Source organism: Rufibacter hautae, from assembly GCF_008271695.1.
GTDB lineage: Bacteria > Bacteroidota > Bacteroidia > Cytophagales > Hymenobacteraceae > Nibribacter > Nibribacter hautae.
This window is the reverse complement of the sequence record NZ_VKKY01000001.1, coordinates 1,783,952-1,804,727: the sequence shown is the minus strand read 5'-3', so window position 1 is coordinate 1,804,727 and position 20,776 is coordinate 1,783,952. Positions and strand designations below refer to the sequence as shown.

20 protein-coding genes are annotated in these 20,776 nt (G+C 52.3%); 16 read left to right on the top strand and 4 right to left on the bottom strand.

The window, feature by feature from the left end; translation table 11 throughout:
* Nucleotides 1-133 precede the first annotated feature (133 nt).
* The 4 genes from FOA19_RS07010 (at nucleotide 134) to cls (ending at nucleotide 5,257) form a co-directional block, all read left to right on the top strand.
* Entirely contained in the window at nucleotides 134-1,621 is a 1,488-nt protein-coding gene (locus FOA19_RS07010; RefSeq protein WP_149090029.1) for a DUF5687 family protein, read from the top strand.
* 37 nt (nucleotides 1,622-1,658) lie between these two features.
* On the top strand, nucleotides 1,659-2,351 hold the full coding sequence (locus tag FOA19_RS07005; RefSeq protein ID WP_149090028.1) for an ABC transporter ATP-binding protein: 693 nt from the start codon (nucleotides 1,659-1,661) through the stop codon (nucleotides 2,349-2,351).
* A gap of 283 nt (nucleotides 2,352-2,634) precedes the next feature.
* Nucleotides 2,635-3,687 carry a metal-dependent hydrolase gene (locus tag FOA19_RS07000; RefSeq protein WP_149090027.1) on the top strand — a complete coding sequence of 351 codons (1,053 nt, stop codon included), beginning with the start codon at nucleotides 2,635-2,637 and terminating at the stop codon, nucleotides 3,685-3,687.
* 97 nt (nucleotides 3,688-3,784) lie between these two features.
* Nucleotides 3,785-5,257, top strand: a complete 1,473-nt coding sequence (gene cls / locus FOA19_RS06995) for a cardiolipin synthase (RefSeq protein ID WP_223808767.1) — start codon at nucleotides 3,785-3,787, stop codon at nucleotides 5,255-5,257.
* 185 nt (nucleotides 5,258-5,442) lie between these two features.
* Here the strand turns inward: cls and FOA19_RS06990 are convergent, their stop codons facing one another.
* The 4 genes from FOA19_RS06990 to recF all read right to left on the bottom strand — a co-directional run bounded on the left by FOA19_RS06990 (nucleotide 5,443) and on the right by recF (nucleotide 8,411).
* Nucleotides 5,443-6,018: an acyl-CoA thioesterase gene (locus tag FOA19_RS06990; RefSeq protein ID WP_149090026.1), complete on the bottom strand. Its 576-nt coding sequence runs from the start codon at nucleotides 6,016-6,018 to the stop codon at nucleotides 5,443-5,445.
* Nucleotides 6,019-6,080: 62 nt separating this feature from the next.
* The gene (locus FOA19_RS06985; RefSeq protein ID WP_149090025.1) at nucleotides 6,081-6,617 is read right to left on the bottom strand and encodes a hypothetical protein; all 537 of its coding nucleotides are present in this window, start codon (nucleotides 6,615-6,617) and stop codon (nucleotides 6,081-6,083) included.
* A 62-nt stretch (nucleotides 6,618-6,679) separates the two neighbouring features.
* Nucleotides 6,680-7,006, bottom strand: a complete 327-nt coding sequence (locus FOA19_RS06980; protein WP_149090024.1) for a DUF721 domain-containing protein — start codon at nucleotides 7,004-7,006, stop codon at nucleotides 6,680-6,682.
* 289 nt (nucleotides 7,007-7,295) lie between these two features.
* Entirely contained in the window at nucleotides 7,296-8,411 is a 1,116-nt protein-coding gene (gene recF / locus FOA19_RS06975; protein ID WP_149090023.1) for a DNA replication/repair protein RecF, read from the bottom strand.
* A gap of 139 nt (nucleotides 8,412-8,550) precedes the next feature.
* On the opposite strand from recF, the gene pdhA reads away from it, so the two are divergent.
* From pdhA to FOA19_RS06920, 12 genes are all read left to right on the top strand, one after another.
* Nucleotides 8,551-9,597: a pyruvate dehydrogenase (acetyl-transferring) E1 component subunit alpha gene (gene pdhA / locus FOA19_RS06970; RefSeq protein ID WP_149090022.1), complete on the top strand. Its 1,047-nt coding sequence runs from the start codon at nucleotides 8,551-8,553 to the stop codon at nucleotides 9,595-9,597.
* 95 nt (nucleotides 9,598-9,692) lie between these two features.
* Nucleotides 9,693-10,415: a tetratricopeptide repeat protein gene (locus FOA19_RS06965; RefSeq protein WP_149090021.1), complete on the top strand. Its 723-nt coding sequence runs from the start codon at nucleotides 9,693-9,695 to the stop codon at nucleotides 10,413-10,415.
* Between the two features lie 167 nt (nucleotides 10,416-10,582).
* A complete protein-coding gene (ribH, locus tag FOA19_RS06960; protein ID WP_149090020.1) occupies nucleotides 10,583-11,065 on the top strand; it encodes a 6,7-dimethyl-8-ribityllumazine synthase in 483 nt (160 codons plus the stop codon).
* A gap of 425 nt (nucleotides 11,066-11,490) precedes the next feature.
* On the top strand, nucleotides 11,491-11,874 hold the full coding sequence (locus tag FOA19_RS06955; RefSeq protein ID WP_149090019.1) for a TraR/DksA family transcriptional regulator: 384 nt from the start codon (nucleotides 11,491-11,493) through the stop codon (nucleotides 11,872-11,874).
* Nucleotides 11,875-11,890: 16 nt separating this feature from the next.
* Nucleotides 11,891-12,454, top strand: a complete 564-nt coding sequence (gene scpB / locus FOA19_RS06950; RefSeq protein WP_149090018.1) for an SMC-Scp complex subunit ScpB — start codon at nucleotides 11,891-11,893, stop codon at nucleotides 12,452-12,454.
* A 54-nt stretch (nucleotides 12,455-12,508) separates the two neighbouring features.
* The gene (locus FOA19_RS06945) at nucleotides 12,509-14,359 is read left to right on the top strand and encodes a pseudouridine synthase (protein WP_149090017.1); all 1,851 of its coding nucleotides are present in this window, start codon (nucleotides 12,509-12,511) and stop codon (nucleotides 14,357-14,359) included.
* 15 nt (nucleotides 14,360-14,374) lie between these two features.
* A complete protein-coding gene (locus FOA19_RS06940) occupies nucleotides 14,375-15,091 on the top strand; it encodes a type III pantothenate kinase (protein ID WP_149090016.1) in 717 nt (238 codons plus the stop codon).
* Nucleotides 15,075-16,424, top strand: coding sequence for a PorV/PorQ family protein (locus FOA19_RS06935; protein ID WP_190300306.1), 1,350 nt, complete (start codon nucleotides 15,075-15,077; stop codon nucleotides 16,422-16,424). The genes FOA19_RS06940 and FOA19_RS06935 overlap by 17 nt, the downstream gene beginning before the upstream one ends.
* Before the next feature lie 99 nt (nucleotides 16,425-16,523).
* Nucleotides 16,524-17,093: an LPS export ABC transporter periplasmic protein LptC gene (gene lptC / locus FOA19_RS06930; protein ID WP_149090014.1), complete on the top strand. Its 570-nt coding sequence runs from the start codon at nucleotides 16,524-16,526 to the stop codon at nucleotides 17,091-17,093.
* Nucleotides 17,090-17,248: a hypothetical protein gene (locus FOA19_RS23305; RefSeq protein WP_190300305.1), complete on the top strand. Its 159-nt coding sequence runs from the start codon at nucleotides 17,090-17,092 to the stop codon at nucleotides 17,246-17,248. Before lptC ends, FOA19_RS23305 begins: the two co-directional genes overlap by 4 nt.
* A 28-nt stretch (nucleotides 17,249-17,276) precedes the next feature.
* Nucleotides 17,277-18,527, top strand: a complete 1,251-nt coding sequence (locus FOA19_RS06925) for a hemolysin family protein (protein ID WP_223808766.1) — start codon at nucleotides 17,277-17,279, stop codon at nucleotides 18,525-18,527.
* 83 nt (nucleotides 18,528-18,610) lie between these two features.
* On the top strand, nucleotides 18,611-20,716 hold the full coding sequence (locus FOA19_RS06920) for a peptidylprolyl isomerase (RefSeq protein ID WP_149090012.1): 2,106 nt from the start codon (nucleotides 18,611-18,613) through the stop codon (nucleotides 20,714-20,716).
* The last annotated feature ends 60 nt before the right edge of the window (nucleotides 20,717-20,776 follow it).

The window sequence follows — 20,776 nt, the reverse complement described above, 5'->3', positions numbered from 1 at the left end:
TTCCACAACCAAGCCCCTCCAAACGCATCCATTTTGTACCGGTAAGCTCAAGAAAAAACCAGGGCAAGGCTGTAATATTTAGGCGGTTCGGGATACTAACGAATGGAACAGCCTTCCTTACTACCTTCCCTTTATGATCAGACTTCTACTTTCTCACCAATGGAAAGAAGCTACCCGTTCCAGTGTATGGCAGAAGAACCTTGCCGTGAACCTGGTATTGGGCTTCTTCATGCTCCTGTTGCTGCTGTATGTGGTACTGCTGAGCTTGTTCATGGACAAGATCCTTGAGCAGGTGTGGCCAGACAAAGATCCGGTGGCGGTAATCAACGGGGCGCTGCTGTACTACTTCTTGTTTGACCTGGCCTTTAGGTTCTTTATGCAGGAGTTGCCGGTGCTGGGCATTCAACCGTACCTGCACTTGCCGGTAGGCAAAGGCAAACTGGTGCATTTCGTGCTCTGGAAGTCTATCACCAGCTTCTTCAATTACATGTCTTTGCTGCTGTTCGTCCCGTTTGCGCTGAAAGTATTGCCGCAGGTGTACGGGCTAACTGGTGCCTGGATGTGGGTTTTAGGGCTGTTTCTGATTACTTTGATCAATAACTTTTTGACACTTTACTTCAAGCGTCAACTGGTGGAGAAACCCTTGGTGACCTTCGGGTTTCTGCTGGCGATAGTGGCCTTGGCTACCTTAGATTACCTGAACTTGATCTCAGTTGGAACCGCTTCTGGGGCGTTCTTCCGGGCTTTGGGCATGACCCCGGTTTGGGTGCTGGTACCCTTGGTGCTGCTCGTGGCGGTCTATCTGCTCAACTACCGCTTCCTGATCGCGCACACGTACCCAGAGGAAATACGCATCAGGAAACAGTCTAAGGTGGGCACCTCCGCCGAGATCGGTTTCCTGCAGCGTTTCGGGGAATTGGGTACGCTCATTGGGCTTGAGTTGAAGTTGATTCTGCGCCACAAACGGCCTAAGTCCACCACCATGATGTCTGTCCTCTTTATGGCCTATGGGTTCATCTTCTACACCCAGGAAATGTACACCAAAGGGTTTGCCATGCTTATCTTTCCGGGTATTTTCATGACGGGTTTCATGATGCTGAGCTACGGCCAGTTTGTGCCGGGCTGGCAGAGCGCTCACTTTGATGCCCTGCTCACCAAACGCCTCAGCCCGTATACCTTCTACTTGGGCAAGTTCTGGCTGTTTGTGCCCGCCTGTACCGTCGCTTACCTGGTGACGCTGCTGTATGGGCTCATGCCGGGTAGCGGCGTAAAAATCATGCTCATCAACACGGCCTGCTTTCTCTACAACATCGGGATCAACACGTTTGTGGTGCTGTACCTAAGCACTTACAACAAAAAGCGGATTGACCTGAGCAAGAGCGCTTCCTTTAACTGGCAGGGGGTGGGTGCCTCACAGTTCATCCTGATGCTGCCCGCGCTGCTCCTCCCAATCCTGGTGTACCTGCCCTTCGGGCTGATGGACAAGCCTTGGTGGGGAATCGCGGCCGTAGGCACCCTTGGTCTGCTGGGATTCCTTTTCCACCGGCAGTTGCTGGGCATAGTGGTCAGCCGTTTCCAGCGCGAGAAATACGCCATCGCGGCCGGTTTCCGGCAAGCTTAGTTTTAACCCTGATTTCAAAAAATAGCCGCATAACGAGATGATAGAAGTACGCGACCTTCAAAAGAATTACAACGGCGTGACGGTGGTGAACATCCCGGCGCTGACCGTGCAGAAAGGCGAAACCATTGGCCTGGTGGGCAACAACGGCGCCGGCAAGACCACTTTCTTCCGGATGATCCTGGACCTGATCCGTCCAACCAAAGGCGAGGTGTTCAGCAAGGGCGAGAACGTGCGCGCCACCGAGGACTGGAAACAGTACACCGGCTCTCACCTGGACGAAGGCTTCCTCATTGACTTCCTCACGCCCGAGGAGTATTTCGCGTTCATCGGCAAGCTCAACGGCTTAACTACCGGCGATGTGCAGGCCTTTCTGGACCGCTTCCGCGATTTCTTTAACGGCGAGATTCTGGAGCAGCGCAAGTACATCCGGGATTTCTCCAAGGGCAACCAGAAGAAGGTAGGCGTGGCCGCCGCCGTGATGTCTGACCCCGAGCTGCTAATTCTGGATGAGCCTTTCGCCAACCTGGACCCAAGTTCCCAGATCAGGCTCAAGAACCTGTTGAAAGACCTCAAACGCCAAGGCATGACCCTGCTCATCTCCAGCCACGACCTAAGCCACGTAATAGAGGTCTGCGACCGCATTGTGCTGCTGGAAAAAGGTCAAGTCATAGAAGACATGAAAACCGACGAAACCACCCTCAAACAGCTGGAAAGCTATTTTACGGTATAGATATCCACAGTAAAAACCTGTGGAAAAGCACCTGATGATGTACCAGTAATCCACACGTAGATTGATTGGATATATCCCTCTTTTAAGGCCGTTTTCCGCGAAACAGCTCTAAAAGAGGGATTTTTTCTGGCCGATGGTTTCTGAAGATCGCCGGTAGGAACTAGGCCGTAGAGGTGCAAATCTATACAGAATAGCCTGCCTCTGTTTCAAAGCCGATTTCTGAAAAGCGCTCTTAAAACGGCTTTTGGTTTCTGTGCGTAGAGAAACACCAAACAGGAACCAAATGGATTCACTTACGCATGCTGCTTTGGGCGCTTGCCTCGGCGAGCTTGTGCTTTCCAGAAAGCTGGGGAAGCGGGCTTTACTTTATGGCGCGGTAGCCCAGAACCTCCCCGATATGGACGTAGTGGCAGCGCTGTGGCTTCCGACCTCAGAGAATCTGCTGGTGCACCGCGGGTTCACCCATTCGTTTTTCTTCGGGTTGCTGTTGGCGGTACTGCTCACGTTGCTGGCAAGTAAGTGGCACCGGAAAGGTCAGGTCAGGTGGCAGCAGTTCTTTCTGTTTTTTGTGGTGCAGTTGTTTGCCCATGATCTGCTGGATACCTGCAACGCCTACGGTACGGGATTGCTGGAGCCGTTCAGTCACCAGCGGTTTTCGTTTCACCTGCTGTACGTAGCAGATCCGTTCTTCACCATTTGGCCGGTGGCGGCTTTGATAGCGCTGCTGGTGCTCAGAAATACCTTGCCGGTAAGAAACCGATGGGCTTTGGTGGGCTTGCTGCCTGCGGGGCTGTACCTGCTGTATGCGGTGGTAAACAAGTCCGTGATAAGGGAGGGGATTGAGGCTTCTCTGGCTAAAAAGCAACTGCCCCACACAAGCCTCATGGTTACGCCTACGCCGTTCAACAATTGGCTTTGGTACGCCGTGGCCGCCACAGATGCCGGTTATTACGTGGGCCATCGCTCCGTTTTCTCGCCGGATGATTACGTCACGGATTTCAGGTTTTTTCCAAAAAACGAGAAACTGCTTACCTCGGCGGTAAGCCCCGAGGAAGTACAGGAACTGAAACGGTTTGCCGCCGGCTATTACACCGCTGAGCGCTGGAACGATACGCTGGTGTTCAACGTGCTGCGGTACGGGCAGATCCTGGGCTGGCAAAACCCCTATGCCCGCTTCACGTTCCATTATTTCCTGAGTCCGGCAGGGGTAGACAATACCCTGGTCATGCAGCGCGGCCGCGTGAAAGGCTGGTCAAGGGAAACCTTGCAGCACATGTACCGGGCCATCTTCGGGGTGCGGGAAGAAAGACATCGGGCAGAGCCCCAAGCGCAATAGACCACCGGCATAGCGCTGCTTTGTGCATATTGAGAGTGCGTGGGTCGAGGGTGATTTGCGCCTATTTTCCTAAAAACAAGTCTGAAACAAAGCTTCTGTGGCGTACCTGCTGAACAGCGTAGATTGGTTATTGATCTGGAACATCGTCTACTTTACGGTGGTGGGTCTGGTGTGCCTGCGCATTATCTATGACACGGGTTCCACATCTAAAACGCTGGCGTACCTGCTGCTGGCCATCTTTGTGCCGTTTGTGGGCATCATCATTTATTTCTCCTTCGGGATTAACTACAAGAAGCGGAAGATCTACACCAAGAAGCTGGTCAAGGACGAAATGTTCCTCCAGAAATTGGAACACCGCGTGGAGGCTTACTCAGAGGAAACCCTGGCGACAAGCAATGAAAAAGTACAGGGCTACCGCGAACTAGTCAAGCTTTTGCTCAACGACGGCCTTAGTCCGCTCACGGGCAGAAACCGCGTGAAACTGCTGCTGAACGGCGAAGAGAAGTTTCCCGAGGTGCTGCAGGCGCTCCGCGATGCCCGTCACCACATCCACCTGGAGTATTACATCATTGAAGACGATAACATTGGCAACCAGATCAAGGAGGTTCTCATCCAGAAGGCGCGGGAAGGCGTGCAGGTGCGCTTTATCTATGACGATTACGGCAGCCGGTCTATCCGGAAGAGATACGTAAACGAGCTGCGGGCCGGCGGGGTAGAGGCTTTCCCGTTCCATCGGGTGCGGTTCCTTTTGTTGGCCAACCGGCTGAACTATCGCAATCACCGCAAGATCATTTTGGTAGATGCCAAGACCGCATTTGTGGGCGGCATCAACGTGGCCGACCGGTACATCAACCATCCCGGGGAAAGCAAACGGCTGTACTGGCGAGACACCCACCTGCGCATTGACGGACCAGGCATCTACTATTTGCAGTACCTGTTTTTCTGTGACTGGAACTTTGCCTCGGGGCAGCTGCTGCCGCCGCACCGCAGGTATTTCCTGGCGGCGCCGCTCCCCGATGGCCACGCGCCCGTGCAGATAGCCGCCAGCGGACCAGACTCGCCCATGCCCACCATCATGTTCTCGCTGTTGCAGGCCATTTACCTGGCGCAGGAAGAGGTGCTCATTACCACGCCCTATTTTATTCCCGGCGAAGGCATTCTGCAGGCGCTCACGGTGGCGGCGCTGGGTGGCGTGAAGGTGAAACTGCTGGTGCCGGGCATCTCAGACTCGGCGCTGGTGAATGCGGCGGCCTGGTCTTACTATGACGATATGCTCCATGCCGGGGTGGAGATTTACCTGTACCAGAAAGGCTTCATCCATGCCAAGACCATGGTCATTGACGAGGCCGTGAGCATGGTGGGCACCGCCAACATGGACAACCGCAGCTTTGAGCTGAATTTTGAGGTGAACGCCGTGGTGTATGATACCCATCTCTCGCAACAGCTCCGCGACATCTTTTACCAAGACCTGCAGCACGCCTCCAAAATTGACCTGGAAGCCTGGCGACAGAGGCCCCGCCTGAAACAGTTCTTCGAGAAACTGGCCCGCCTGCTCTCGCCGCTGCTGTAAATGGGGAAGTGGGTCTAAAAGGAAAGCCAAGCTAGACTTTTGTAGGTGCGTTAGTAGGAAAAATCCCCTCCTGGGAGGGGCAGGGGTGCGTTCCCCTGGAAAGCAGTTCTACCGGTAATCCTTCAACCTCACAAATCCGCGGCTCCGTTTTTACCCTGATTTCTGAAAAACAGCCTTAAAACACCCTACAGCTCAAAACCTAGTTGGCACCGTTGCCCCAGCAAGGCCGTGATGTTCTGGCGCAGTTCCAGGTTGGTCTTGATCTCTTTGAATTCTTTTTCAGAGCGGGTCTTGATTTCTTTCCGTTGGATGGCCTCAATAAAGCGGCGGGCATCGTCTGGAGTTTCCAGGAGCAGGCCCGGCACTTGGGCAGGCTTATCGTCCTCGCCTTTGGCTACCATGGTGAAGTAAGAGGTGTTGGTGTGCTTCATAAACCCCGATTTCACGTTCTCGGCCACTACTTTGATGCCCACCATAAGAGAGGTTTTGCCCACGTAGTTCACCGAAGCCATGAGGCTGACCAGTTCACCCACTTCTACGGGCTGTAGGAAATGGACACCGTCTACCGTCACGGTTACGCAGTAGTTTCCCGCGTGCTTGGCGGCGCAGGCGTACGCCACCTTGTCCATGAGCGATAGCAGAATGCCCCCGTGGATCTTCCCCCCGAAGTTGGCGTAACTGGGAATCATGAGCTCGGTGAGCGTGGTGCGGGAATGGGAAACCGGGCGGAATAAATCTGGTTCAAGTCTGGGTGGCTGCATGACCTTTTCTGGGCTGTTTGATTAAAAGTAGGGCAAAAACAGAAGAAGTGGAAGGCCAGTGGCTAAGAAAGCAGCTTCACCTTAAAAGCCTGGTCAGAGAGTATCAGGATGGAGCTGAAGAACATGATCAGGAAGACGGTCCAGAGAATGAGCTTCGTTTTGAGCTTCCGGGCTTTGGAGACATCGTAGGTGAGGAAAAAGAGCAGGCCGGAGACCAGCAGCGGCAGTGTGAACATGCCAATGCCTAGGGCCTTGCTTATTCTGGCTTCGTCATTGGGGTTGAGGAAACTTATGCCGGCGGCCATCAGGCGCATGTACAGACAGGTAACCAGGAACGGGAAGAGCAGGGTAGTGCCGTTTCTTTTCAGGAGGAAATAGATCAGGAGCGCCTGCAGGATGGTCAGGATGGGGCCGGCGGCGCTCATGACATGGCCGTGCCACTCGTGCAGGTATTTTCTGCCGGTGGGGTACGTGGCGTTGAGGGTCATGGTCATGTCATAGCCCAGCAACTCGCCGGTGAGCCAATGCGCCAATTCATGCAATGGCCAGGAAAGGGCAACCGCGGCCAGCGTCGCCAGCACGTACTTGAAAGTGGTCATAGAAGTGATTTCTGAGGCAAGCGTGTGACGGCAGGGGAGACCGCGGCGGAAATTACAAGAAACTATAAGAAGATAACGTCATCAATGACCTGGCTGCCCATCTCAGAGTTGATGAGCGTGACTACTTTGGTTTTGGCCATGTTGAGCTCGTGCTTGAGCGGGGCCGAGGTAAGGCGCACGTACAGCTTGCGGTTGCGCACAAACACTTCCTGCGTTTTAAGGGAAATGGCTTTGCCCATGATCTTCTCCCAGGAACTCACCAGTTGCACCTCGCTCAGTTTTCCGTTGAGTTTGTAGGCACGGAGCATGGCATCAATACTGTCTTTCAGGGAGATGGTATCGGCTTTGCGCATGAACGGGTTTCTGGGATTAAGCGGACGCAGGGACATATTCAGTTTTATTTTGGTTGTGCTGTGGCGCTAAGGTACTCCAATTATGCGCGCTTTGGAGGGGTTTGGGGCAGATGAATTTACCCACTCGGTTATCCCCAAAACAAGCCCAGTTATGCACTTTCGCTTTCCCCCTGATTATCAATAAACGAGCGCAAAACACATCTCTTCATACGAGACTTCTCTTCTTTTTACGGTAATGGTGGAGATTTTTATTTGGGAGACCCGCTGCTCGCGCCAGCGGCAAAAGAGAGAAAGCAATCAACAATCAGCAATTTACAAGCAGACACTACTCCTCATCCTCAATAGTCACAGCGGTGCCTTCTGAGATTCTGAACCGGCGGATGTTATTTGACAAAGGCTGCAAGATTTTGTCGGTGCGTTCCAGGTGCGTGTCGGTGAGGAAGATCTGCCCGAAGGTGTTGTTCGCCACCAGTTGCATGAGCTGCGTAATGCGTTTCTCGTCCAAGCGGTCAAAGATATCGTCCAAGAGGAGAAGCGGTTTCTGGCCGTTTTTGGCAGAAAGCACCTCAAACTGGGCTAGCTTGAGTGCGATGACATAACTCTTCTGCTGGCCCTGCGACCCGAAGTTCTTCACGCTCTTCCCGTCCATCAGGAACACGAAATCGTCTTTGTGCGGGCCCACGGTGGTGCGTTGCAGCAGCAGGTCCTTGCGCTGGCTCTGATCAAGCAGGTACGCGTAGTTCTGCCGGATCAACTGGCTCTGGTACCCGAGGGTGACTACCTCATGCGAGTCTGAAAGGTGCTGGTAATGGCGCTGGAACACGGGCTCAAACGTCTCCAGAAAAGCGGCCCGCCGGATACTCAATTCAGTTCCAAGCGGCATCAGTTGCTCGTCCAGAATCTGCAGGTACTCTTTGTCTACGTAGCTTTTCTCATAGAACTGCTTCAAAAGCGAGTTCCGTTGTTTGAGTACATAGGTGTAGTGGATGAGCAGGTCCAAATACGAGTGGTCCAGTTGGGCCATGAGGGAGTCAAAGAACTTGCGCCGCTCCTCGCTGCCTTCTCTGATCAGATCGGTGTCATAGGGCGAGATCAAAACCACCGGGAACTTGCCCACGTGCTCGCTCACGCGGTCATAAGGTGCTTTGTTTAAGGTGATAATCTTTTTCTGGCCCGTCTTTAAATAGCACTGAACGGCACTTATTTTCTCTTCGGTTTTGAACCGGCCTCGTACAATGAAGTAGTCTTCGCCCTCTTTGATGTTCTGCAGGTCTGAGGAGGTGAAGGCGCTTTTGGTGAGCGAAAGGTAATGGATAGCGTCCAGCAGGTTGGTTTTGCCGCTGCCGTTGTCGCCAATGAAACAGTTGATGTGCGGAGAAAAAGGCAGGGTGGCTTCCTCGTAATTCTTGAAGTGCAGGACGTGTAGATTTTCGAGGAGCATGAACTTGTTTACAGATTTTTACTTAATTTCGCATGTTATAATACCTTACAGAACTGAGCCCGGGCTAAATCTACTCTGAAAAAGCCGGTCTGCAAGCTCTGAAATTTTTGACTTAACCCTTACGAACAAAACATATAGTATGGCAGAGACGAAAGCAGCGAAGACGAATGATGCGAAAAAGGCAAAGGTAAACGCTGCCCCAGCATTTTCAAAAGAGACCTACATGCGCTGGTATGAGATGATGCAACTCATGCGCAAATTTGAGGAGAAAGCCGGTCAGTTATACGGCCAGCAGAAAATCAAAGGTTTCTGTCACCTTTACATCGGGCAGGAAGCCTGTGCGGCCGGTGCCATCACCGCGCTCACCAAAGACGATAAATGGATCACCGCGTACCGCGACCACGCCCACCCGCTGGGGTTAGGCACCTCGCCAAACGCCGTCATGGCCGAACTGTACGCCAAAGCCACCGGTTGCTCTAAAGGCAAAGGCGGTTCCATGCACATTTTCGATAAAGAAGTCAATTTCGTAGGCGGCCACGGCATTGTGGGGGCGCAAGTTCCGCTTGGCGCTGGTCTGGCCTTCGCTGAGAAATACAACAAGACCGGCAACGTGGCCATCACTTATATGGGTGACGGTGCGGTGCGCCAGGGTGCTTTGCACGAAGCCTTCAACATGGCCATGCTGTGGAAACTGCCCGTGATCTTCGTGGTAGAGAACAACGGCTACGCCATGGGTACCTCGGTGCAGCGTACGTCTAACGTGACCGAGCTGTACAAACTGGGTCTTTCTTATGACATGCCGTCTGAGGCCGTGAACGCCATGCGTTGCGAAGACGTGCACGAAGCCGTAGCCCGCGCTGCTGAGCGTGCCCGCGCCGGTGAAGGCCCAACTTTCCTGGAGTTCCGCACTTACCGCTACAAAGGTCACTCCATGTCTGACCCGGCCAAGTACCGCACCAAAGAAGAACTGGAAAACTACCGTAACCAAGACCCCATTGAGAGCGTGCGTTTCACCATCCTGGAAAACAACTTCGCTACGGAGCAGGAACTGGAGGAAATTGACAACAAGATCAAAGCCCAGGTACTAGAGTCTGTGGAGTTCGCGGAGAAGTCTCCTTACCCGGCCCCGGAGGAATTGTACACCGATATCTACGTAGAAAAAGACTATCCTTACGTGATGGACTAAAAATCCGGCTCCACGGGAACCCCACTCAACAATTTGGGGTTCAGCGGACAAGGGTTTTCAAGAACAGCATCTAAATCTTATTATTATAAATACTGATGTCAAATAACACAATCAAGCGCGAAGACGAACTGAAGCGGGAAGGCGAGTACGAGCTGTTGGAAAATCCAGATGCGCTAGCTGACCGCCTATTGAAGTCGGAGAGTTATGTGGAGCGCCATAAAAACCTGTTCATCGGGATTTTTGTAGCCATTGCTGCCGCCGTAGTTGGAGGGTTCCTGTATTACCAAAACCAACAGACGAAGAACCAAGAGGCCCTGGCGGCCATGTTCCAGGCAGAATATTATTTAGAAGCTGATTCCCTGAGCAAAGCCCTGAACGGCGATGGCCAAAACGATGGCTTCAAAGCCGTTGCCGACGAGTACGGCAGCACCAAAGCCGGTAAGCTGGCCAACTTCTACGCTGGTGTGGTTTCTTTGAAGCAAGGAAAATACCAAGAGGCGCTGAACTACCTGGAAGAATTCAAGTCTGACGACCTGCTGCTCCAAGCCCGTGTCTACAGCCTGCAAGGCGATGCCAACCTGGAACTTGGTAAGAAAGAAGAGGCTGCTTCTCTGTACAAGAAAGCCGCTGAGCACAAAGCCAACGACTTCTTCTCTCCGCAGTACCTCATGAAAGCTGCCGTAGCCCACGAAGCCGCAAACCAGTACGCAGAGGCCATTGAGGTGTATGACCGCGTGATCAACGATTATCCACTGAGCCCAGAGGTAAACGAAGCCAAGAAATACAAGGCCCGTGCCGAGGGATTAGCCAAGAAATAAGGCTCCTTAAAGCCAACTAAAAACAGAGCGGCTGCTGAAAATTATTTCGGCAGCCGCTCTGTTTTTTTATGCAAATTTGCGTAGAACCGTTTCCGGGTTGTTTTTGGCAAATAAAGCCCAAAATACACAGCCAAGAGATATCAACGCCCCCTTAACCTCCCTTACAGATGGCAAGCGCCCTTAAAAACCTCAGTGAGTATAATTCAGATAACCTGCCGGATATTTCAGGCAAGAAGTTTGGCCTGGTAGTGGCCGAGTGGAACAAAGAAATCACCGACACCTTGTGCATAGGTGCTTATGAAACGCTGCTGCAGCACGGCGCCAAACCCGAGAACATCTACCGCAACACGGTGCCCGGCTCTTTTGAACTGACGCTGGGTGCCCAGTTCCTGGCTCAGAGCAACGAGATAGACGCGGTCATCGCCTTGGGCGTAGTGATCAAAGGCGAAACCAAGCACGATGATTATATCTGCCACGCTGTTGCCCAGGGGCTTACCCAGGTAGGTCTCAAGTTCAACAAGCCCGTAATTTTTGGGCTAGTCACCACCAATGATGAGCAGCAGGCCTGGGATCGTGCGGGTGGCAAGCACGGGAACAAAGGCGTGGAAGCGGCCGCAACCGCCATCCAGATGCTGAATTGGGTAAACTAAAATCCCTTACCTAAGCACCAATCCAGAAGGTCAGCTACTATGTGGTTGACCTTCTGGTTTTTAGAAAAGTACACGTTATGGGCTGTGATCAACAGGTATCAAAAATGCTCCTTAACAGAAAGATAATAGAGTAGCAGTTTTTAACCAAGAATTGATAAAGCAGGCTTAAAACAGAGTTCCAGAGATAGTAAGTAGCAGTTAAATGGAATAAAATTATATATTTTGGCTATCAATTTGATTCTCTGCTTACTTTATAGAAATATTAATTGTAATTTTGCGCAAAAAATAAGTAGCCATTGTCTTAAAAAATCAAGGGTCAGTATAAAATCTCCGTACTTTACGCAAGATGTTCTCTCCCTCAAATAAAGTTGGCTAACCCTTACATACTAACAAACTATAGCTAAACCGTTACGAACCCTAAAGCCATGAGTGAAGAAAAACAGCGGTATTCCCAAGAGGAATTGAACGAATTTCAGGAAATCATCATTGAGAAACTAAATAACGCGCGCAAAGAGGTAGCCTTCATTAAGGAAACCCTGAGCCGCAGAAATGACTCCGGAACAGACAACACGGCCTCTACTTCCAAAGTGCTGGAAGACGGCGCAGATACCCAGGAGAAAGAAAGCTTGAACCAGTTGGCTTCCCGGCAGTTGAAATTCATCCAACAGTTGGAGAACGCCTTGATCCGGATCAAGAACGGCAGCTACGGGGTGTGTATCAAGTCTGGCAAATTGATCCCGAAGGAGCGTTTAAAGGCGGTGCCGCATACGCAGCACACCATTGAGGCCAAAATGAGCCGCAACGACTAAATAAACCGCATAGAATTTGAACCTGTTACTGAACCATCTTCAGGCGCTGATATTTTGCGCCACCTCACCGGTGTCTATAGAGGAACTGCAGAAATGCCTTTCCGAGGCCCTGGTCACTGAGGTGAGCGTGAGTGATGTATTGGAGGGAATTGAGCAGCTCAATGCTCAATTCTCTACTGATGCGTTCGCTTTCCAGATATACGCAATTGGAGGTGGTTACCAGTTTTTGACCAAACCGGCCTACCAAGACTCGGTTAGTATTTTACTCAAGCACAAATCCAAGAAGAAGCTGTCGGCCTCGGCTTTGGAGACTCTGGCAATCATTGCCTACAAACAACCCATCACGCGCTCGCAGATTGAGCAGATCAGAGGCGTAAGCTGTGACTACGCCATCCAGCGCCTGCTGGAGAAAGGCCTGCTGGAAATCAAAGGCAAAGCCAACACCATTGGCCGCCCGGTCCTGTTTGGCACCAGCCAGAAGTTCATGGAATACTTCGGCATCAACCACCTTAAAGACCTTCCGCAGCTCAGAGACCTGGCCCCGGAGGAGAACAGCATCGGCGAAGCCGCCGCGCTCTAATTTTTAGCATCACATCTTTTATACAGTAGCGATACTGCAGTTTTTCACAACAACATGGCAAGAAACGAAGACACGCCTCAAGAAGGCAACGACCGTCCACGGAATAACAATTCTTGGGGCGAAGGAAAGAAAGTATTTGGAAGAGGCACCCGCTTTGACCGCCCAGAGGGAGGCGACCGTGACGGTGGCTTCCGCAACCGGGACAGAAATTCAGACAATTCAGATAGACCATCCGGTGACCGCGAGCGTTCAGAAAGACCGCGCCGCGAAGATGACCGTGACGGAGATATAAACACCAACCGCGAGAACAGAGAACGCGCGCCTAGAAGGGAAAGCGACCGCCGGGGCGGCGATTTCCGTCCGTCCCGCGGGTTTGAGCGTCCAGATAGAGGCAACAATGACCGCCCTGATTTCCGCCCACGCGGAGGCGAAGACCGCTCTGACCGCAGACCGGCCAGAGAAGGTGGGTTCAACCGCCAAGGCAGAGATGACCGCCGTGGTGGTTCTTTCAATGACCGTCGTGAAGGCGGCATAGGCCCAGCCCGTGGTGGTGAGGAAAGAGGCGGCGAACGTCGTTCTTTCAATAACCGTGACGAGCGCGGCGGTGAGCGCCGTGGCACAGACCGTCCGTCCTTCGGCGCTGGCAGAGAAGACAACCGCGGAGCCCGTGGCGGTGACCGCCGCGAAGGAGGTTTCTCTTCTGACCGCAACGATCGTGGGTTCAACCGCGGCGGAGATGACCGCAGGGAAAGAGGCACTGGCAGAGAAGAGCGTGGCTTTAACCGGGGCGGTGAACGCCGCGAGGACAGGTTCAACCGTTCAGATGACAGCCGCCGAGATGCTCCCCGCGAAAACAGGCCGTTTTCCGGAAATCGGGACGAAAACAGAACTGAGCGCCCGGCGCGTAGAGAAGGAGACAGACCATTTGACCGCAATGCTCCACGTGAAAACCGCGGCCGCGAGGACCGTCCTTCTTTTCAGAGACGCGATGACCGTCCGGAGCGTGGCAACCCCCGTCCAGACCGTAACGGGAGACCAGAGCGCGGAGACAGAAACGAGCGCCCTGCCAGAGGTGAAAGCAAAGGCTTCAAAGAAGGCCGTTTCGGTCGTTCAGACGAGGAAACCCAGGAGGCACCTTTCTATAACCTGAAACGCTACGAAGAGCGCCGCAAGAAAAGAGACGAATCCTACGGAAACGAAGACCTGCGCCTGAACCGCTACATCGCCAACGCCGGGATCTGCTCCCGCCGCGAGGCAGATGAGCTTATCGCTGCTGGCGAGATCAAGGTAAACGGACAGGTGGTGACCGAAATGGGCTACAAAGTAGCACCTACCGATACCGTGCAGTACGGTCGTAAGACTCTGAGCCGCGAGAAAACGGTGTACGTGCTCCTGAACAAACCAAAGGACTTCCTCACTACGACTGATGACCCAGAGGGCCGCAAGACCGTGATGGACTTGGTGAAGAATGCCTCCAAAGAGCGTTTGTTCCCGGTAGGCCGTCTGGACAGAAACACCACCGGTCTGTTGCTTTTCACCAATGACGGTGAACTGGCCCAGAAATTGACACATCCTTCTAACAAGGTGTCTAAAATCTACCAGGTAGAACTGGACAAGCCTATCACGCAAGAGCACGTGAAGCAGATTCAGGATGGCCTGGAACTGGAAGACGGCAGAGCTGAAGTGGATGACGTGGCGCTTCTGGGAGAAAGCAACAAGTTCCTGGGCATCGAGATCCACATTGGAAGAAACCGCATTGTGCGCCGCATCTTTGAACATCTGGGCTACGAGGTAGTGACGCTGGACCGGGTGCAGTATGCTGGCTTAACCAAAAAAGACCTGCCAAGAGGCAACTGGCGCTTCCTCACTGAAAAAGAAGTAGTGCGCCTGAAATACTTTATGTAATCTGTCGTTCATAGAATGCTGAATCTGGTGATAGACCGGGGTAACACCCGCATCAAAGCCGGTCTTTTTCAAGACGGGCTTTTGGTGCAACAATACACCTGCCCAGACTTTCCTGCGTTGGGGAAAGAGCTGGCGGGCGTAACCCTGCAAAACGCCATCATGTCTTCGGTGAGCCAGGAATCGGCAGAACTGGTGCAGCACATCCCGGTGTCTGGGCAAAGGATTCTATTCCACGCCCAGACACCGGTACCGGTGCACAACAACTACGGAACGCCACACACGTTGGGGGTAGACCGGTTGGCGGCAGCGGTAGGAGCCCAGTACCTGTTCAAAGACCACCACTGCCTCATCATAGACGCGGGAACGTGCATTACCTATGACCTTTTGGAGGCCAATGGTACGTTCCAGGGCGGCAGTATCTCGCCGGGCATTACCATGCGGTACCAGGCAGTCCATTCCTTCACCGGAAAGCTGCCCTTGTTGGAAGGCTACGAATTGCTGCCAAGGCCCGGAAAAACTACTGCCGAGGCCATTAAAGGCGGGATTCTGTATGGCGCAGTGGCAGAGGCCGAGGGCATGATTCAACATTATGAGCGTCAATACAAACCATTGACGGTTATTCTGTGCGGCGGCGACGCCCGGTTTTTTGAAAGTACAGTAAAAGCACGCATCTTTGTCATTCCCGAATTGGTTTTAATCGGGTTAAACCGAATACTTGAGTATAATGTATAAGCCTTTCCGCGCACTGTTATTGATCTCTGGTTTAGTTATTGGGTCACAGCAACTACAGGCGCAACAGCTTTCCAACTCCCCTTATTCCCGCTTTGGCGTGGGTGATATGGTGCACGGCACCAGTTCTGTCCGCAGCACCGGCATGGGGCAGGTGGGGGTGGCCAACGGGAGTGCTGCTCTCATCAATGATCTTAACCCAGCCCTGCTGTACTACAACAACTCCGTGACGTTTGAAGCCGCCGTGGCCTCTGAACTGAAGCGGTTGTCTGATAAAAACACCTCTCAGGTAGACGGCACCGCCAACCTGGGTTACCTTTCTTTGGCTTTGCCGCTTTCACGCCGCTGGACAACTTCCCTGGGCTTGAGACCCTATAGCCGGGTAAACTACACTACCATTTCCACTGCCCCAGTGTCCGGGTCAGAGGCTACTGTTACTTCTTACAATGAGTATAACGGTACCGGAGGTATCAATGAAGTCTATTTTGCGCACGGGGTGAGAATAGCCAATGGCTTAACGGCGGGTGTGGCCGGGTCTTACCTTTTCGGGACTATTGACCGGCAGGAGTCCACTATTCTGGTAGACAGGGAGGATTCCACCAGCGCTTTGCAGAAAACGTTGATTCATACCACTTCCAAGTACACCGGCCTTATGTTCAAAGGAGGCTTACACTACCGGAAGAAATTAGGCGATAAAGCCAGCTTGGGTATTGGCGGTACCTATACCACCAAAGCCAACCTGAGCACAGACCGGCAGGTAGCCCAGGAGCGTCGTTTGTTGGATGAGTCTGTCATTTCCAGCCTTGTCACCGACAGCTTGGAAGGCTACACCACCTTGCCTAAGATGATACAGGTTGGCTTGTCTTTTGACAATAATAAGAACTGGTCTGTAGGTGCAGATTATACCCAAACCAAAGGCTCAGAATACAGAGGCTTCAGCTTAGCCAAAGAGGGCGGCCGCCAGGAATTAGGAGACGGATACCGCGTAGGCATTGGTTCTGAGATCACCCCAGATGCGGGATCGGTGAGCTCTTACTTCAAAAGGGTAACCTACCGTTTTGGTGGTTACTACGGTAATACCCAGATCAATGCTATTACCACCGGAAACACTACCCCAAGTGCCCATGACTTGAAAGACATGGCGCTTACCTTTGGCTTCTCTCTTCCTTTGGGCAGAGGCGTACGTCCGCCAGATTATACCCAGGCGCTCCTGAACACTAGCTTCACCGTTGGGCAGTTGGAGGCAGAGAACACGGGGCTCAAAGAACAGTATTTACGGGTGAACTTGGGCATTACCTTCAACAATCGGTGGTTCATAAAACGGAAGTTTGACTAAGCATCGATCATCTTACAGCCTCAGATAAAAAGAAAGACAGATACCAGGCCCTAAATCTACGATTGATTTTTGGGTCTGGTATCTGAACCGTTTAAAGGAATGAGTAATCAGATTCAAGTACTGCTGGTAAAGTATTGGGGCATCAAGGCGCCACTCCTCTGGGTGTTTCTCCTGGGCGTGGTGATGTGCTGGGGTTGCAAGAAGGCAGACGAGAATATCAAACCCATAGAGTACAAGGGCCCAACCTCAGAAACCTACAACCAGGTCACCATTTATAGTGACTCAGCGCAGATGAAACTGAAGCTTAGTGCTCCCGTGGAGCAACAGCTCCAGAACGGTGACATTATCTATTCCAAGGGCATGTACATCACCTTCTACGAGGAAGGAAAGCCTACCACCATCATCACGGCCAAGTTCGGGCGGTATGACAAAGTCAAAGACCAGTATGTGGCCCGCAACGATGTAGTGGTAAAAAACATCGTGAAGAATGAACAACTGAACACCGAGGAACTGTTCTGGGAACGTCAGAAGCAAAGCATCTTCACAGACAAGTTTGTACGTATCACCAGCACCGAAGAAGTAGTGACGGGCGTGGGCCTTACCGCCAAGCAGGATTTCTCTGACTATACCCTAAAGCAGTTCTCGGGCTCTTTTCTGTTGAAACAATGACCTTAAAACAAACCATCTACATGGCCTTGGCCGTCGCTTTTCTGGTCATTGGGGTGCACCAATCCATTGTGAACGGCGTGTTGCAAAGTTATTGGATCATTATGTTATCCATTATCTTTCTAATGCTTTTCCGTATGAACAAGGCAAAGCATTGAACTTCCCTGCTTTATGGACCTTGCCTACATGTATCTAATTGCCGCGGCAGGACTTCTGCTGCTTTCGCTCTTCAGTGTGGCAGAAGTGGCCCTGCGGCAGATTGGACGGGCCTACATCAGGTTACAGGCCACCGAAAACCAAAATTCCCTTATCGGGTTTCTCCTGTGCCGTGAGAAGCAAACGCTGTTCACCATTCAACTGGGGGTAAGTCTGGGCTTGCTTTTACTGGGCATTGGAGGTCTGGGAAGCTTGTCAACGCTTTTGCAGCAGTATGTACAACCTTGGGCAGCCTTCGCCCTGGCCAGTCTGGTTACCATCGTTCTGGCTTGGATGCTGTTTCTGGTAGTGGGCGTATTGGCCAGCCTGGTAGCCGCAGCCAGTGTGCTGAAAGTGATTTCTCCGTTGCTGGCCTTTTTCTTGGTGCTTTTCTACCCCATCACTTTTCTGGTGACTGCTGTTTCAGGCCTGTTTTCCGCAAACGAGGACGAAACCGAAACCGATGTTCTGGCCAACGCCCTGGCTTTTCAGCCGTTTGCAGTGCGGCTCCAATCCCCGGATGAGATAGTGCTGGCCCCTTCCAGCGAGGTAGACAGCAAGATCTTCAACAACGCGCTGGAGTTCAAGAACGTGAAGGTACGGGAGTGTATGGTACCTCGCACCGAGATTGACGCCATAGAACTGGAAGAAGGCGTGCAGGTGCTGCGCGAGGCATTCATTGAGACCGGCCACTCCAAAATCCTCATCTACCAGGATTCCCTGGATCATATCTTGGGCTACTGCCACCAGTTCTCCCTGTTCAACAATCCGGCTACGGTAGAAGAGATCCTCACGCCCATGGAGGCCGTGCCCGAGACCATGCTGGCCCGGGAGCTCTTTGTGAAGTTCATCACCGAGCACCGCAGCATTGTGCTGGTACTGGATGAGTTTGGCGGTACCTCCGGGATCGTGACCCTGGAAGACGTGATGGAAGAGATTCTGGGTGATATCAACGACGAGTATGACGAGGAGGATCTGCTGGAGCAGGCCTTACCCCAGCCCGGTTCTTACCTGTTCAGTGCCCGCCAGGAAATAGACTACCTCAACGAGAAGTACGAGCTGAACCTGCCCGAGGGCGACTATGAAACTTTAGGCGGTTTTATCTTGTCTGTACTGCAGGAAATACCCACGGCGGGAGATGTGATCGTGGTTCCGCCTTTTGAGATCAGGATCCTTTCTATGGATGAACACCGCATCAATACGGTACATCTTTCAGTAAGGTTGACCTCTCCAGAAGAATAACCTGCTCTATAGACACTTATATTTTGATTTTATCACTTATTGCAATTATTTTGCATAACGCTTAAAATACGTCTAATACTTACATGGCATTAATTAACAAGATTCGGGAGAAGTCAGGGTTCGCCATTGGCGCTATAGCCATTGGCTTGCTCATTTTCATTGTGTTGGGAGACTTGCTGGGACCAAATTCCCGGTTGTTCGGAAACAACACGGCAGTAGGGGAAGTGGCCGGGCATGAAGTGTCTGTGCAGGAATTTGAAGCCATGTTTGAAGAGGCGAAGAACAACTACGCCAACCAGTACGGCCGCCAGCCTTCAGAAGCTGAGTTGTCTTCCCTGCGCGAGCAGACCTGGAACCAATTGGTGTTCAAGTACGCGTTTGAGGACGAATTTGAGAAAGTAGGCATTGGCGTATCCGCCGATGAGCAGGTAGACATGGTACAGGGACGTAACGTTCACCCGGCCCTGAAGCAGATGTTCACAGATCCTAAGACGGGCCAGTTCAGCGTAGAGCAGGTAAAACAGACCTTGCGTAACCTGGGCAGCATGCCTCCGGAGCAACAAGCCGCGTGGCGTAAATATGAGCAGGATCTGGCCACAGACCGTCTGCGTAACAAATACTACAACCTGTTCACGGTGTCTAACTACGTGACCACAGAAGAAGCCAAGCGTTTCAACGCTGAGCAAAACACCAAGGCCAGCATCACTTCTTTGTTTGTGCCTTACTTCAGCATCGCTGACTCAACCATCAAGGTAACCGATGACCAGCTAAGCGAATACCTGAACAAAAACAAAAAGAAATTTGAGGTAGAAGAAGGCCGCTCTATTACGTATGTAACAGTACCGGTATCTGCTTCTAAAGAAGACAGCACAGACTACAGCAAAGAGACTTCTGAACTGGCTGCCCGTTTCGCTACCACTGAGAACGACTCTTTGTTTGTGAAAGCAGAATCTGAGACCCCGTTCAACCCAGCCTACGTGGCAGCGAACGAGTTACCAGAAGAACTGAAAACCCAAGCTTTGGAGAAAGGCAAGTTATACGGTCCTTTCGCCCAGAACGGAAGCTTCAGCCTGTACAAGATCATGGATGTAAAAGAAGGCGGTCAAGCCTCTGTTCGCGCCAGCCATATCTTGATCAAGCCTGACAATACCACTCCAGAAGCCAAAGCTGCTGCCAAAGCCAAAGCCCAAGGCATCCTGAACCAGATCAAAGGCGGTGCTAACTTCGCCGCTTTGGCTGCCCAGCACGGGACTGACGGAACTGCCTCCCAAGGTGGTGACTTAGGTTGGTTCACGGAAGGACGCATGGTGCCAGCTTTTGAGAAAGCGGTATTTGCTGCTCCGGGAGTTGGTTTGTTGCCAAACTTGGTAGAGACAGACTACGGTTACCACATCGTGAAAATCACGGAGCCTAAAACTACCAAAACGTACCAGGTAGCCCAGGTGACCCGTGCGCTTACGCCAAGTGACAATTCCCGTGAGCTTGCTTTCAGCCGTGCCGGCGCCATTGCCGCCAGCAGCACCAACCTGGAGAGCTTCAACAAAACCATTGCCAACGAGAAAGGCTTGTCTAAAGTAGAGGCCAAGAACATCAACGCCTCTGACCGTTCTATCAACAACCTGCAGAACGCCCGTGAACTGGTGCGTTGGGCATTCTCTGAAGACACCAAAGAAGGCAGTGTATCTCCGGTGATCACCATGGATGACCAGTACGTGGTAGCGGTTTTGACCGGCAAACGCGAAAAAGGAACTGCCAAGGTAGCCGATGTGCGGGATGAACTGACTGCCGCCGTACGTAACGAACTGAAAGGCCAGAAAATCAAAGAGAAGCTGGCTTCTGCCTCTGGTTCACTGGATCAGATTGCTGCTAAGTACGGTCCAGATGCGCTGGTTCGTCCGGCCAACGATGTTACCTTAGGTGCCGCCACAATCCCGGGCTTAGGCCTGGAGCCGGTTGCCGTAGGGAAGACGTTCGGCCTGAAGCCAGGTCAGCGTTCTGCCCCAATCGATGGAGAAGGTGGAATCGTGATCGTGCAGTTGAACAGCCTGACCCCGGCCACGCCAGTAGCTGATGTAGCTTCTGTGAAGCAGCAGTTGCAAGGCACCCGTGCCGGACGTGTACAAAGCGCCCTGTATGAGGCCGTACGCAAAAACGCCAAGATTGAAGACAACCGCGTTAGATTCTTCTAAGCCAAATCCGGTTTTCAAACATATTGCAAGAGCCGCGCCACCCAGCGCGGCTCTTGTGTT

Coding starts and splice junctions, on each gene's coding strand:
- FOA19_RS07010 (WP_149090029.1), top strand. CDS start 134: ATGATCAGACTTCTACTTTCTCACCAATGGAAAGAAGCTACCCGTTCC.
- FOA19_RS07005 (WP_149090028.1), top strand. CDS start 1,659: ATGATAGAAGTACGCGACCTTCAAAAGAATTACAACGGCGTGACGGTG.
- FOA19_RS07000 (WP_149090027.1), top strand. CDS start 2,635: ATGGATTCACTTACGCATGCTGCTTTGGGCGCTTGCCTCGGCGAGCTT.
- FOA19_RS06990 (WP_149090026.1), bottom strand. CDS start 6,018: ATGCAGCCACCCAGACTTGAACCAGATTTATTCCGCCCGGTTTCCCAT.
- FOA19_RS06985 (WP_149090025.1), bottom strand. CDS start 6,617: ATGACCACTTTCAAGTACGTGCTGGCGACGCTGGCCGCGGTTGCCCTT.
- FOA19_RS06980 (WP_149090024.1), bottom strand. CDS start 7,006: ATGTCCCTGCGTCCGCTTAATCCCAGAAACCCGTTCATGCGCAAAGCC.
- recF (WP_149090023.1), bottom strand. CDS start 8,411: ATGCTCCTCGAAAATCTACACGTCCTGCACTTCAAGAATTACGAGGAA.
- pdhA (WP_149090022.1), top strand. CDS start 8,551: ATGGCAGAGACGAAAGCAGCGAAGACGAATGATGCGAAAAAGGCAAAG.
- FOA19_RS06965 (WP_149090021.1), top strand. CDS start 9,693: ATGTCAAATAACACAATCAAGCGCGAAGACGAACTGAAGCGGGAAGGC.
- ribH (WP_149090020.1), top strand. CDS start 10,583: ATGGCAAGCGCCCTTAAAAACCTCAGTGAGTATAATTCAGATAACCTG.
- FOA19_RS06955 (WP_149090019.1), top strand. CDS start 11,491: ATGAGTGAAGAAAAACAGCGGTATTCCCAAGAGGAATTGAACGAATTT.
- FOA19_RS06945 (WP_149090017.1), top strand. CDS start 12,509: ATGGCAAGAAACGAAGACACGCCTCAAGAAGGCAACGACCGTCCACGG.
- FOA19_RS06940 (WP_149090016.1), top strand. CDS start 14,375: ATGCTGAATCTGGTGATAGACCGGGGTAACACCCGCATCAAAGCCGGT.
- lptC (WP_149090014.1), top strand. CDS start 16,524: ATGAGTAATCAGATTCAAGTACTGCTGGTAAAGTATTGGGGCATCAAG.
- FOA19_RS23305 (WP_190300305.1), top strand. CDS start 17,090: ATGACCTTAAAACAAACCATCTACATGGCCTTGGCCGTCGCTTTTCTG.
- FOA19_RS06925 (WP_223808766.1), top strand. CDS start 17,277: ATGTATCTAATTGCCGCGGCAGGACTTCTGCTGCTTTCGCTCTTCAGT.
- FOA19_RS06920 (WP_149090012.1), top strand. CDS start 18,611: ATGGCATTAATTAACAAGATTCGGGAGAAGTCAGGGTTCGCCATTGGC.